Origin of the sequence: Lactococcus petauri, assembly GCF_023499275.1 — a bacterium.
Lineage (GTDB): Bacteria > Bacillota > Bacilli > Lactobacillales > Streptococcaceae > Lactococcus > Lactococcus petauri.
Genome location: NZ_CP094882.1, coordinates 348,031 through 361,611, shown reverse-complemented (window position 1 = coordinate 361,611; position 13,581 = coordinate 348,031). Strand labels below are relative to the sequence as shown.

The window sequence follows — 13,581 nt, the reverse complement described above, 5'->3', positions numbered from 1 at the left end:
GGATTTAAACTGTTTCATTATATGTCGTTTTCCGTCTTGCTTGGTAGGATGAAATTAATAATGCATCAATACCTTATAATCATAGTTACCGAGTTTTTCACGCCCTTTAAGGTCATCAAGTTCAATAAAGAAGGCACACCCAACAACGATACCACCCAAACGCTCAATCATCTCAATAGTAGCTTTTACTGTTCCACCTGTTGCCAAGAGATCATCTACAATCAGAACACGTTGTCCTGGCTTAATAGAGTCAGCATGCATTGTCAATGTATCTGTACCATACTCTTTTTCATAGTCTGCTGAAATAACTTCACGTGGTAATTTTCCTGGTTTACGCACAGGAGCAAAACCAACACCAAGTGCAAAAGCAACAGGACATCCAACGATGAATCCACGCGCTTCTGGGCCAACAATTACATCAATTTCTTTATCGCGTGCATATTGCACAATTTCAGTAACTGCATAGTTGTAGGCATTTCCATCAGCCATAAGTGGTGAGATATCGCGGAAAACGATACCTTCTGTTGGGTAATTTTCAATCGTTGCAATGTAATCTTTAAGTTGCATGTGCATCTTCCTCTTTTAATTTTTTATAAATTTCTTTGACAGGGGATAAGGCGAAAAGTTCTTGAAAAGCAACAATTTCTTGAAGCTCTCGGTAAATATTACTTTCAGAAATATCACGCTTTTCGGCGGCTTTATTCACACTCATCATGCCATTGTCAATAGTGACAAAATTCAGTTCTTCAAATATTTGAATCATCTTTATCAGTAAAATATCGGGTATCTTCAAATAATTTGCTAAGTCTTTCAATTTAAAACGTATATCAAACTCAGGATACTGATAAATTGCTTTATAGAAGCGCGCAAACTGCTCACGCGTCCCCGCTCCCGTCAAATAATAATTTTTCTTGATTGTATTTTTGAAATAAATCAATTCAAATTCCTGCTCATGTATTAATTCCGCCAAAGCAGATAAGGCTTCCTTATCAGTTGGGGCTTCCTCAATAATAAGCACTTCTTCTATTGTACCATTTTTCACTTCATTATGGACAAAACGTATTGTATTTTTAGGCAATTCAACTTGTCGACTTCGAATATCCAGAAGCTCAACACCATTTACTCTAGCATCAGCCACCATAAGCTGAACAGTTGTTGTACCATTCCAAGTATTGCTAGATAAGGTACCGACAAGTTCTGTATCACTTTGTTCAAATTCTAGGCTTTCAGCTCCATGCCCAAAGTAAACCGCATCTAAAGCTTGTCCATTTTGTACTAATTTAAGTTTGAGATGACTGTTGTCTTTTCCCATACTACGTGCTTGCTCAACCTGATAATCCGTAAGGAGAAAATGAGGCTTCGGATTGTCCATACCATAAGGAGATAACTTTTCTAAACTTCTAATCGTCTCTAAGCTAATCTCGTCAAACTGCAAACTGCCCTGAACTTCTAGTGAACTTTTTCCTGACATATCGATATCGTTTTCTTGAATAAAGTCGAGCATCACTTGCTTGATTACTTCCACATTCTCCAAGGCAAAAGTCATCCCAGCAGCCTGTTTGTGGCCACCAAAAGCCATAAAAAGTTCACGGTGTTCGTTGAGTGCTTCAAATATATTAAAGTTTTCAATCGAACGTGCTGATCCTCGAAGAACCCCCTCTTCTTCTGCCAACATAATAATAGGTTTGTGAAATTGCTCAAGTAAACGTCCGGCAACGATACCTAAAACACCTTTATGCCAATCCTTATGATACAGAATTTGTACGGGCTCGTCCGTTATCATTGTGAGGGCTTGATTGAAGATATTTTCTACGATTACTTTACGCTCGCTATTTTTTTCATCAATCATCTGCGCAATTTCGGCAGCCACTTCTTCATCCCAGCCTGTTAATAGTTCAATCGCTGGGTTTGGATCATCTAAGCGCCCCAGAGCATTCAAACGAGGGGCAATTTGAAAACCAACCGTTTCCTCATTCACCTTTTCAAAATCAGTTCCTGAGAGACGCATGAGTTCCATCAAGCCTGCACGCTCAGTATTCGCTAATACTTTTAGTCCATGACTCACCAAGATACGATTTTCATCAGTAAGACTAACCATATCCGCAATTGTTCCGATTGCCACCAAATCAAGCATATCTGAAGGAATATAGTCTAAAAGAGCTGTTGCGACTTTAAAAGCTACTCCTACTCCAGCCAAATACCTAAAAGGATAGTTTGATTCTGGGTGTTCAGGATGTACAATTGCAAAAGCTTCTGGCAGTACTTCTGGCATGCTGTGATGGTCAGTTACAATAACATCAACATTTTGACTTTGTGCATAGGCGATGGCTTCATGGCCAGCCACACCATTATCCACAGTAATAATCAAATCAATGTCTTCATTTTGAATGAAATATTTATAGACATCAAGATTTGGCCCGTAACCATCAGTAAAGCGGTTAGGAAGATAGACCTGAACTTCCGCTCCTAATTCATCTAAAGCTGATTTCATTACGGAACTTGCCGTCATACCATCCGCATCATAATCACCGTATATTAAGATATTTTGCCCATTTTCAATTGCAGTCAAAATTCTTTGAACGGCTTTTTCCATATCGTGCAACAAAAACGGATCATGTAATTGCTGAAGGTCAGGATTCAAGTAAGCTTGAATCTCCTCTTCTGCCCTTATGCCGCGTTGCCACAAAATTTGCGCTACCAGTGTATCTAATTTATATTTTTTACTTAACTTAAGAAACTCATCCGGTAAGTCTGACTCAGTTAACTTCCATATATATTTTGATTTAATCAAGTTTCCTCCACTTCGACTGCTTATTTGAAGATTTATTTATAATTAAAAAACCTATTTCCTATATTATCTACAAGACTTGGGAAAAGTGCACGAACTTTCGCAACGAAAGCCAGCTGGACAGGTAAGTTCAATTCTCTTTTATTTTTCCCTAAAACCTGCTCAATCTTATCCGCAACATATTCTGCACTGACCGCATTTTCGCCCACTTTTTCCAAATAGTCCATATTGTCTTTGTGAAATTTTGTGCGGACCGGCCCTGTGTTGACTGTTGTCACGATAAGATCGGGTTTTTCTAAACGTAAAGCATCAGAAAAAGCGAGAACAGCGGCTTTGGAAGCTGCATATACTGTCGATTTCGCTGTAGGTAACTTCCCTGCTATGGATGCAATATTAATTACTTGCAACTGTGGTTGCAAATCACGCGTCCGTTTAATCAGATCTAACGTATTCACCTTGAACATTTCATCAATTTGCTCATCCGATAAGTTACTTAACTCTGTAAACTCTCCAAAACCTGCATTATTAATGAGGATATCTACTTTTTCAGGCATGTCTGGCTGAGGAAGCGAGCGACTGATCAAGATAAGGTTATGATCCTCTAAACGCTGAACAAGTGCTTGTGCTATATCACCGCTAGCGCCTGTAATTACAATATTCTTTTTACTCAACTTTTTCTTCATAAAAATCTTTCGCCACATACGAATTAGGATGAACATCTCGTGCTTCTTGCGCAAGCTGAGCTACAAGTGGGCCAACATAGCGTGCACTAATATGCGTGAGCACCAAACGTTTTGCACCTGCTTCCTGAGCAACATCTGCTGCTTGTTTTGAGGTCGAATGTCCGTGTCGGCGGGCCATTTTTGCTTCTTTTGCTTCATAAGTTGCTTCATGAACTAAAAGATCTGCCCCAACCGCTAAACGAACAGCGCTTGGTGTACGTCGGGTATCTCCAAGAATGGTGACCACTTTCCCCTGCTTATCTGCGCCAATATAGTCCTCTGGATGAAAAACTTTCCCATCATGCTCTACTGTTTCACCATTCTTTATTTTGCCAAAGAGGGGACCGAAAGGTAGACCTGATGCTTTCAAAGCCGCTGCATCTAGTTCTCCAGGACGATCTTTTTCGACTACACGGTAGCCGAGACAAAAAATTGTATGATCTAAGGTATCAGCATATACTTCAAAGGTTTGATCTTCAAATATCTTACCAGGCGTTTCAATTTCATGAAAGTGAATCTTGTATCCAAGACGCGAACCCGACATGCGCAGAGCCGTCATCACAAAGTCTTTCAGACCTTTTGGTCCATATAATTCCAAGTCCGTATGTTCCTCATCTTTACTTGAACCTTGGAAAGAACGACTAGATAGAAAACCCGGTAGACCAAAAATATGATCGCCATGCAAATGTGTAATAAAAATCTTGGTGATTTTTCTTGGTTTAATTGATGTTTCTAAAATTTGATGTTGGGTCGCTTCGCCACAATCGAATAGCCATATTTCGTTACGTTCATCGAGTAACTTCAAAGCGATAGCCTGTGTTTTTCGCGTTCGTGATGGCTGGCCCGCGCCCGTCCCTAAAAATTGAATATCCATATCTTCCTCAATATTCTAATTATGTTCTTTCCTATCCATTATTGGAATCAAATAAAAAACATTTTCTACTTTGATGCTTGTCTCTCATCGTTTCCACCTGTTCATTAAGTCAGAAAAGAGAATATCAAAATGTAAAAAACATTGTGCTTCTCACAATGTCTTACAGCGCTCAAAATAAAAAATTTATCCGTCTGGAGGGAATCGAACCCCCATCGCAAGAACCGGAATCTTGCGTGATATCCATTACACTACAGACGGCACTGATAACTCTATCATTTTACAGGAAAATAAAGGAAATTTCAAGTTTCTTTATTTCAAAAAATCTTCAAGGAAATCTTCGATGCTTTCATAGGTTTTATCTGCGATTTCCTTATTGTCATGTCCTATATAAGCAGTGGCTAAACCAAGTTTTTGTGCTGGAAGAATGTCATGTTCAAGGAGATCTCCAACCATAAGTGTTGCTTCACGATCAAAGCCTTCCTTATCTAAAATATTATAAAAAGCTGCTTGATCAGGTTTGATTAAGCCAGTTTCGGCCGAAATATAAACTGGAAACAGATTTTCAAAGCCAAAACGTTTAATCTTTTCTCTTTGCTCTCCACTCTCCCCATTGCTTAAAATAGCAATATTATAATTTTGGGAGAGCTCCTGCATTTTAGACAATAAATTCTGATCAACTTCTATCTCTTCAAGTAAAGCTGTCAAAAAAATGTCAAAGAACAGGCGCACAAAGTTTTCTTTATAGTGAATTGCGTAGTAATCCAAGACTTGGCGAACACGCTCTTCGCGCAGCTGCTCAATCGTCATTTTCCCTTCGTGAACTAAAGGCCAGAGTTGCTCATCCACTTCACGATACTTTGCCATAAAATCATCTATAGAAAATTCATCCTGAAAATCAATCAAGTCCAAAAAAACTTTTCGGTGTGCTGTTTCCCAATATTTTTTAAAAGGAAAGAGTGTATTGTCCCAGTCAAAAATAATATTTTTTATCTCTTTCATGTTTCTTAATCCCTTTCCTCTTTCTTTAAAAGTTTATCATTTTGCCTTCTGGATATCAAATGAATTAAGACGAGCCATCAGGAAGTTTTTCATAAGGCTATTTCTCTAAAAGCACCTGTTTTACACCTGCTTCAAAGCTTGTTACTTCAAACTCTGGAAAATGTTTTTTAAAATTGTCTGAATTAAATACATTGTCCTCTGCATAACGCGGAAGAAGCTCTTGCAATTCTTTCGCTTTTTGGCTGAAAAGGGCCGCCAATTTGAATTGCCACATCTTAATTATTGTGTATTGAAGTTTTTTTCCTGTGATTTCTTCTGAAAGTGTAATGATGTCTTGGTAAGTCAAGCTTGGTGCGCATGGCAAATGCCAAGTTTGACCATAAGCATCCGCATCATTCCCTATGAGAGCCATTGCACGGCTAGCATCGGGTGTCCAAATCAAGGTTCTCAAACGAGTAGCACTCAAGGGAATTTTTATTTTTCTATTCTCTTTAATTGCATTGAAGACCATTGTATTTGTTATACTCTGCGTCTGACCTGGGCCATAAAACTCCGGCGCGCGACAGATTACAGCTTCGAGCGAATGGTTCTCTATCTCCTCAATTACCATTTCTGCTAATCGGGCACGTACCGTGGATTTTCTTCCCCTCGGTTCAAATTTAGTGTCTTCATATTGTATTTCCGCATTTTTAGGGTACATATAGGTATTATCAAAGAAAACCAACTTACTTTGGTGCAGCTTACATGCGTCAATGACATTTTTCATCATCAGAGGAAATTGTTCTTCCCAAAGCTCAGAATCCATCGGTAAACCGGCTGTAAAATAAACAATCTCACTGCCAGCAATCGCTGCATGCGCTTCCTCAGCCTTCAGTAAGTCAGCCGAAAACAAGCTATCTGTTGGGTTTACTTTGCGAGGTTTTCTGCTCACAAGCCTGATGTCTTTTGTATATTTTTTAAAAAGTTCCTTGGCCAGCTCTTGACCAATCTGTCCATTACTTCCTAGTATTGTTTGCATTATGCAATCTCCTTTATAAGCATTTTAGCGACTGACCTTACAGAAAACGGATTTTGTCCCGTGATAAGTTGCCCATCTTGGAGAGCAAAATCTTTATAGAATCTTTTTTTACACCATGTTGCCCCACGGCTTTTGGCTACCTCTTCATTGAGAAAAGGAACGATTTTTTTCTTGCCTGCAAGAACTTCTTCAGCTGTTGTAAAACCCGTTATCTTTTTCCCTGAAATGATGTATTGACCTTCTTGGTTCTTAAGATTAAGTAAACCGGCGATACCATGACAAACGGAAGTGAGATAACCACCATGCGCATAAATAGCTTGGGCGATACCTTTTATTTCTGGATTATCTGGAAAATCCCACATCACACCGTGGCCACCTGTGAAATATATGGCACGATAGTCTTGCGAGATTACTTCCTCAGGTTTCAAAGTCTTTTTTAAAGCTCTTTCGACAAAGTCTTGCCGCTCATAAATGTTCCAAATGGCTTCATCCATATATTTCATACTCCGTGGGTCAAGTGGAACATAGCCACCATTTGGGCTAACAAAGTCATAAGCAATACCATGTTTTTGGAGTTCATCAACAAATTCTGCACTTTCGCCCAGCCAAAGCCCCGTCGCTTCATCGGTATTCTTATAACGCTTAATATTTGTTTCGACAATCAAAACTTTATTCATTTTTCTTGCTTTCCTTTCATTATCCTTGTTACTTCATCCAGAAAATGTTGTAATTTCATAATTTCTGATGTATCATGTTCAAGATAGTAAAAGTTTCTTGTTCCTTCTGAACGATAATTAACTATCTTTGCTTGTCTTAAGATTTTCAAATGATGTGAAATAGCGGGGCGCGATAAACCTGTAGCTTCGATTAAATCTCCAACTTGTATGCCTTTGCAATCACTCTTCTCCAGTAACTTAATAATAATTGCTTGTCTCTTTTCATCACCTAAGGCAATTAAAAAGTCGCTGACTTCACTTAGTTCATGTTTTAAATGTTCAAATTTCATTATTACTCCTTGTTAGTTTATATTTTTAAACCATTAAACCATTATCTAACCTTAATGTCAAAAAATTGGATTGACAACCTATTTGTTTTTTTTAAAAAGAAAATAAAAAAACTCACAGCACCAAAGGCTATGAGTTTTTATTTTTATATAAAACAATTATTTAACTTTAACTGAATCTGTGATTGCTTCAACAGCCTTCTTCATTGCGATATCGTGTTGGAGCATGTCAACTGGAAGAAGTTTTTCAACTTGTTCAACAGGCATGTTATATTGTGCAGCCAAGTCAGCAATCTCAGCTTTAACTTCTTCATCTGTAGTTTCGAAGTTTTCTGCTTTAGCAATTGCTTCAATAACAAGGTTTGTACGCACACGTTTACCAGCATCTTCTTGGTATTGTTCGTGCAATTGCTCTTCAGTAGTACCTGTGATTTGGAAGTACATTTCTGGAGAGATACCTTGTTGTTGCATTCCACCAAGGAATTCGTTCATTGCGCGGTGAACTTCTTCGTGAATCATTTCTTCAGGAATTTCTTTGATTTCAGCATTTGCTACAGCTGTTTCGATAGCTGCAGTTTCAACAGCATCGTTATAAGCTTCAGCTTTAGCATCTTCAAGTTCTTTACGGAATTTAGCTTTGAGCTCATCCAAAGTTTCAACTTCTTCGTCAATATCTTTTGCTAATTCATCATCAAGTTCTGGAACTTCTTTTGCTTTAACTTCGTTAACTTTAGTTGCGAAAACTGCTTCTTTACCTGCAAGATCTGTAGCTTGGTAGTCTTCTGGGAAAGTCACTTTCACATCGATTTCTTCGCCAGCTGAAGTGCCAACAAGTTGTTCTTCAAAACCAGGAATAAATTGACCTGAACCAAGTTCTAAACTGTGGTTTGCACCTTTTCCGCCTTCAAATTCAACACCATCGATAGAACCAACAAAGTCGATAACTACTGTATCTCCGTTTTCAGCTTTACCTTCTTTAACAGTTAATTCAGCAAGGTTGTTTTGTTCTTGTGTCAAACGTGCTTCAACTTCTTCATCAGCAACATCTTTAGTTGCTTCTACTGAAACTTCCAAGTTTTTGTAGTCACCAAGTTCTACTTCAGGTTTAACAGTTACTTCAGCTGTCAATTCCCAGTCAGAACCTTTTTCCATTTTAGTGACATCAATTTTTGGTTGAGCAACAGGTTCGATACCTGCTTCTTTTACAGCTGCATCATAAGCAGTTGGCAATACGGCATTCAAAGCTTCTTCGAAAAGAGCTTCTTCACCATACATGCGGTTAAACATTTGACGGCTGATTTTACCTTTACGGAAACCAGGCACTGAGATATTACCTTTTACTTTATTGAAAGCTTTGTCAAGACCGTTTTTGATTGTTTCTTGGTCGATTGAAAATGAGAGTGTACCAGTGTTAACACCAGTTTTTTCAAAACTTGCAGTCATTAATTATTTCTCCTTATTTATGAGCCTTGAGCTCAGAAATTTCATACCTTTCTAGAATAGCATAAAAACTGAGTGAATTCAACTTTTTGAACAATTATTTTTCGCGCTTTTCTTTGAGTTTAAGTCAAAAAAAAAGCTTGCAAAAGCAAACTTTTATGGATTTAAACGTTGTATGACTTCTTGCCATAGGTCGCCACTAAAAACACGGGACGCTTGTCCGCCGCCTAACACACCATAGCCTAACATCAAGCCCGCTGCACCTGCTATAAGGACAAGTACAAGAACTAAAAAGACTAATGAAAGGCGAACGCCTAATACTTTAATCGTTTTTTTAATCATCAATTTCCTCAAGTTCTGGAACACGTTCAATATCTGCTCCAAGTGATTTTAATTTTTCATGGAAGCGGTAATAACCACGATCAAGGTGACTTAATTTACGTACTGTAGTTTGACCTTGCGCAACCATACCAAGCAAAATTAATGCTGCACTTGCACGTAAATCTGTTGATTTAACTTGTGCACCTTGTAATTTTCGTGTGCCTTGGATGATGGCTGTGTTACGTGTAATATCGACCGTTAAGCCCATACGACGCATTTCTTCTAAATGTTGGAAACGATTTTCAAAAACCGTTTCAATCATTGTTGATTCACCCTTAGCGATAGCTTGAGCCGCAGTCATTTGCGATTGCATGTCTGTTGGGAAACCAGGATGTGGTAAAGTTTTTACATTTGTTGCTTTTAAGATTTCAGGACCTAGAACACGAAGTCCTTCATCTTCTTGGACAAACTCCACACCCATCTCAATCAATTTAGAAATTAAGGGACGGTTGTGCTCACGAACCGCATCTTTAATTAACACATCGCCTTGTGTCATTGCCGCTGCTACCATGAAGGTTCCAGCTTCGATACGGTCTTGTACGACTGCGTGGTTAGCACCATGCATTTTTTCAACACCTTTGATAATAATTGTATCTGTACCAGCACCTTTGACATTTGCACCCATCTTATTGAGCCAATTTGCAAGGTCAACAATTTCAGGCTCGCGTGCTGCATTTTCTAAAGTTGTTGTTCCTTCTGCAAGAGTTGCAGCCATCATCAAGTTTTGTGTGGCACCTACTGATGGGAAGTCCAAATAGATATGTGCACCACGTAGCTTTTCAGCCTTAGCTTCAATGTAACCCGCTTCTTGAGTAATTTCCGCCCCCATCAATTCAAAGCCACGCAAGTGGAGATCGATAGGACGTGAACCAATTGAGCAACCTCCGGGCATTGAGACACGAGCATGCCCGTTTCGAGCTAAAATTGGACCCATTACAACGATAGAGGCACGCATTTTGCTTACAAATTCGTAGGGTGCTTTTGTTTTTACTTTAGAAGCTGCTTGTGCGTGAACCGTCTTGCTTTCTTCTGAAAACTCTAAGTCAACTCCAAGATGATCCACTAAATTGTTCATCATGTAAACATCGCTCAAGATAGGAACATTACGAAGAATAATTTCTCCCTCGCTTGGCAAAAGTGTCGCTGCAAGCAAAGGCAAAACAGCATTTTTTGCTCCTTCAATTTCTACAGTTCCTTTAAGGCGGGTATTTCCACCCTTGACAATTATTTTATCCATTTATACATTCCTATAATTTCTTTATTCTGAAAGACACCCTAAATTATAGCACAATGAATCTTTTCGTCAACTTTACAGGATTATGTCTGTCCTTTGTATTAGTTGTTCAACTAAATGTGCAGGCAGGCTATAAACGTACTGACGGTCTATAAGATTGGGTTTTGCTCCCTCAAAGGTTTTGGTCACAAAACCGAGTTTTTCGGTCAAAATACCTCCTGCGGCATAATCCCAAGGTTGTAAAAGGCTAAAATAAGCGACAGTTTTTCCTTCAAGAAGGTCCGCATAGGCCATTCCTGCACTGCCTAACATCCTTACTCCTAAAGTAGTTAAACTAAAGTCCGTTAGTTTATATAAGTTTTTACGATAAATCATTGAATTGATTGAAAGTAGACTTTTTTCAAATGCTTGCGGTTTATAGAAAAGCCTTCTATCATTGCAAAATACTTCTTGCGCGTTATTCCAATAAAGTTTGTCCGCCATTACATCAAGAATTAATCCAAATTGGGGCTGACCTTTTTCATAATAAGCCAGCATCACAGCAAAGTTATCCTGCTGCACCACGAAATTTATCGTACCATCAATAGGATCTAAAATCCAAAAATTGTCTTGACTACGGTCAAAAGCTGCTGTATTTCGTCCGGCTTCTTCGGCTAGAATTTTATCCTGAGGATAATTCTTCCTAATTTCTTCAATGATGATTTCTTGAACCTGCTGATCAAAATTTGTCACCAAATCACTAAAATTACTTTTTTGCGAAACTTCCAAAGTTTGATGAATATTATCACGAAGAAAAGCTCCGGCTTCTCTCACCCAAGTTTTTGCTTGTTTAAGCTTTTTCAAAGCGAACAAATTGTCTTTCACTCGCTTGTACCTCCTTGACGGCACGATAAAGCGAATAACCACTGTTTTCTTCGAATTCTCGCCCCAGCTGTTTTTCTTGCATCTTGGAAGGTACAATCTTCTTGAATGTTTTATAAGCCTCCAAGAATTCTTCTTTGTTCACTTTACTCTCATAAAAATTTTCCACTTGATTGAAAAAAGAGAGCACTGCAGTCATTTCAGCAGTACTCCAACTTAAATCAAGTGGATATTGATAATTAGCTTTCATTATTTCCACTCTCCCTTATTCATTTAGAAGTCGTTTACGGCACGTTTCATTTCCGCACGACGATAATGACGAGGTAAGAAAGCACGAATCTCGTCTTCATTAAAACCAATTTGTAACAAACGATCATCTGTGATAATCGGACGACGTAAAAGGTTTGGATACTCTGTTACAAGATTAATCAACTCGTTAATGGTCAACTCATCAAGATCCAAAGCAAGCTTTTGAAATATTTTTGACCGAATTGAAATAATATCTTCCGTTCCGTTTTCTGTTTTTGACAAAATTTTACGTAAGTCATCATTTGTCATCGGCTGTGTCAAAATGTTGTGCTCCGTATAAGGGACACTGTGTTTGTCCAACCATGCACGTGCCTTACGGCAACTTGTACATGAAGGCGATAAGTATAAATCAACCACTTTCTTTCCCCATTCTATCTAGGCTGTAACCAATTATTAAACTTGAGCAGCGCTATTATTTGTTACTTATTATACCAAAAATTATAGATTAAAAAAAGTGCGTTTTTTTACTATTGTGTAAGAATTTGTGTCTATGTTACATATTGTTCATATCGTCACAAATTTCTTGTAAATCTTCAAATCTAATCAATTCCATATTATAATTTGATGTCTTTTGCATCCTATCCGTAATAAAATGGAGCTTAGTTTCGTTTTCTTCGTCATATAAAACTAAAGAACCATCTGAATTTTCGAGCAAAAAATCGTTATACTGACGAAATTGACTTGGATTTTCGTAATCTTCGTAAGCATATTTAACATAATCTACATCTTTAAATTCACGCAATTTTGCTTGATTCGCCTCGTTCCAGTTTTTTCCCTGCGTTTCAAAGGGAAAAATACTTGCAATATGGAACTCGTATTCTGTTTGTAATTCTTTAGAAACTTGTAATGCCCAATATTCAAAGCCTAAATTACCCGTGAAAATAACCCATTTCAATCCTTTGTCCAGATACGCTTCCAATCTTCTTTTAAAGGCTTTTTTGATAATTTTAATTTTGATATCCTTCTCATCAAAAATCCCTAAATCAAAAGCTGTGTAACCTGTAATAAGCAATGTTTTCATAACGGATCCTTCCTTGCACAATATAAGGCATCATATTTTTTCTTTTCTTGATTATCCAAAAACATCTTTTCTCCTCGTTTATACTTTTTATACGACTTAAGCAAAAATAAAGGAGCTATTTTTATTGCTGTTATTAAAATTTGAAAGTAAAGAAACTAATCGCAAACTCTACAATAAGATACCATTTTAACTGTAATAATCCAAAAGACAAATAATTTGCTATAATTACATTATACAATAGAAGTAACAATTTAATATATGGAAAAACACAAATGCTAAAATATCCTCAAGGATTAAATAAACAAAGAAAAAATTTTTCAGGAAAACAAACAGAGAAAAAAGTGGTGCATAACGCTGCGAAAAGTACTCCGAATATGGTAAAATCTAAATCGGCAGTAAAATTTGGTAAACGTGGTATGAACTTTGAAGCAGAGATCAATGCGACTAATGATTATTATCTTGCACATGATATCGCTGTGATTCATAAAAAACCCACTCCTATCCAAATTGTAAAGGTTGACTATCCCCAACGTAGCCGTGCTAAAATTACCGAAGCCTACTTTAGACAGGCTTCAACTACAGATTATTCTGGCGTCTATCAGGGAAGATATATTGATTTTGAAGCTAAGGAAACCCATCAGAAGACAAGTTTTCCTCTGAAAAATTTTCATGAGCATCAAATCGTCCATATGTCCAAAGTTCTTGAACAAAAAGGCATTGCCTTTGTGCTCTTACACTTTGCCTCTTTGGACGAAACTTACTACTTGCCATCTGAGAATTTGATTCGTTTTTATCAAGAAAAAAAAGGCTTAAAGTCTATTCCTCTTGATTATATTAAGCAACATGCTTATCAAATCCCATCAAATCAGATTCCTAGAATCCCTTACTTGGATATCGTTAATCAACTTTGCGAGGTGAATTAAAATTCCTA

16 protein-coding genes and 1 tRNA gene are annotated in these 13,581 nt (G+C 37.7%); 1 reads left to right on the top strand and 16 read right to left on the bottom strand.

The window, feature by feature from the left end; translation table 11 throughout:
• Positions 1–54 precede the first annotated feature (54 nt).
• The 16 genes from lgb_RS01800 to lgb_RS01725 all read right to left on the bottom strand — a co-directional run bounded on the left by lgb_RS01800 (position 55) and on the right by lgb_RS01725 (position 12,650).
• Entirely contained in the window at positions 55–567 is a 513-nt protein-coding gene (locus lgb_RS01800) for an adenine phosphoribosyltransferase (RefSeq protein ID WP_003134000.1), read from the bottom strand.
• Complete coding sequence (gene recJ, locus lgb_RS01795; protein ID WP_019294153.1) at positions 557–2,791, bottom strand: single-stranded-DNA-specific exonuclease RecJ; 2,235 nt, start codon at positions 2,789–2,791, stop codon at positions 557–559. The genes lgb_RS01800 and recJ overlap by 11 nt, the downstream gene beginning before the upstream one ends.
• Positions 2,792–2,823: 32 nt before the next feature.
• Positions 2,824–3,471, bottom strand: a complete 648-nt coding sequence (locus lgb_RS01790; RefSeq protein WP_019294154.1) for an SDR family NAD(P)-dependent oxidoreductase — start codon at positions 3,469–3,471, stop codon at positions 2,824–2,826.
• A complete protein-coding gene (gene rnz / locus lgb_RS01785; protein ID WP_064305286.1) occupies positions 3,452–4,384 on the bottom strand; it encodes a ribonuclease Z in 933 nt (310 codons plus the stop codon). Before rnz ends, lgb_RS01790 begins: the two co-directional genes overlap by 20 nt.
• Before the next feature lie 186 nt (positions 4,385–4,570).
• Positions 4,571–4,642, bottom strand: a tRNA-Arg gene (locus lgb_RS01780).
• 51 nt (positions 4,643–4,693) lie between these two features.
• Positions 4,694–5,383 carry an HAD family hydrolase gene (locus tag lgb_RS01775; protein WP_019294156.1) on the bottom strand — a complete coding sequence of 230 codons (690 nt, stop codon included), beginning with the start codon at positions 5,381–5,383 and terminating at the stop codon, positions 4,694–4,696.
• 97 nt (positions 5,384–5,480) lie between these two features.
• Positions 5,481–6,401 carry an NAD-dependent epimerase/dehydratase family protein gene (locus lgb_RS01770; protein WP_019294157.1) on the bottom strand — a complete coding sequence of 307 codons (921 nt, stop codon included), beginning with the start codon at positions 6,399–6,401 and terminating at the stop codon, positions 5,481–5,483.
• Positions 6,401–7,078, bottom strand: a complete 678-nt coding sequence (locus lgb_RS01765) for a type 1 glutamine amidotransferase domain-containing protein (RefSeq protein ID WP_019294158.1) — start codon at positions 7,076–7,078, stop codon at positions 6,401–6,403. Before lgb_RS01765 ends, lgb_RS01770 begins: the two co-directional genes overlap by 1 nt.
• Complete coding sequence (locus lgb_RS01760; RefSeq protein WP_019294159.1) at positions 7,075–7,407, bottom strand: ArsR/SmtB family transcription factor; 333 nt, start codon at positions 7,405–7,407, stop codon at positions 7,075–7,077. The genes lgb_RS01765 and lgb_RS01760 overlap by 4 nt, the downstream gene beginning before the upstream one ends.
• Before the next feature lie 156 nt (positions 7,408–7,563).
• Complete coding sequence (tig, locus tag lgb_RS01755; RefSeq protein WP_019292627.1) at positions 7,564–8,847, bottom strand: trigger factor; 1,284 nt, start codon at positions 8,845–8,847, stop codon at positions 7,564–7,566.
• A 153-nt stretch (positions 8,848–9,000) separates the two neighbouring features.
• Positions 9,001–9,186, bottom strand: coding sequence for a DNA-directed RNA polymerase subunit beta (locus lgb_RS01750; protein WP_019292628.1), 186 nt, complete (start codon positions 9,184–9,186; stop codon positions 9,001–9,003).
• Complete coding sequence (murA, locus tag lgb_RS01745; protein ID WP_019292629.1) at positions 9,179–10,462, bottom strand: UDP-N-acetylglucosamine 1-carboxyvinyltransferase; 1,284 nt, start codon at positions 10,460–10,462, stop codon at positions 9,179–9,181. Before murA ends, lgb_RS01750 begins: the two co-directional genes overlap by 8 nt.
• Positions 10,463–10,534: 72 nt before the next feature.
• Positions 10,535–11,323, bottom strand: a complete 789-nt coding sequence (locus tag lgb_RS01740; RefSeq protein WP_019294160.1) for an inositol monophosphatase family protein — start codon at positions 11,321–11,323, stop codon at positions 10,535–10,537.
• Entirely contained in the window at positions 11,289–11,570 is a 282-nt protein-coding gene (locus tag lgb_RS01735) for a UPF0223 family protein (protein ID WP_019294161.1), read from the bottom strand. The genes lgb_RS01740 and lgb_RS01735 overlap by 35 nt, the downstream gene beginning before the upstream one ends.
• Before the next feature lie 23 nt (positions 11,571–11,593).
• Positions 11,594–11,986 (bottom strand): transcriptional regulator Spx, encoded by a 393-nt coding sequence (gene spx, locus lgb_RS01730; RefSeq protein WP_003133982.1) that lies wholly within the window; start codon positions 11,984–11,986, stop codon positions 11,594–11,596.
• 136 nt (positions 11,987–12,122) lie between these two features.
• Positions 12,123–12,650, bottom strand: a complete 528-nt coding sequence (locus tag lgb_RS01725) for an SLOG family protein (protein WP_029345876.1) — start codon at positions 12,648–12,650, stop codon at positions 12,123–12,125.
• Between the two features lie 272 nt (positions 12,651–12,922).
• On the opposite strand from lgb_RS01725, the gene recU reads away from it, so the two are divergent.
• Positions 12,923–13,573 carry a Holliday junction resolvase RecU gene (gene recU, locus lgb_RS01720; RefSeq protein WP_019294163.1) on the top strand — a complete coding sequence of 217 codons (651 nt, stop codon included), beginning with the start codon at positions 12,923–12,925 and terminating at the stop codon, positions 13,571–13,573.
• Positions 13,574–13,581 lie beyond the last annotated feature (8 nt).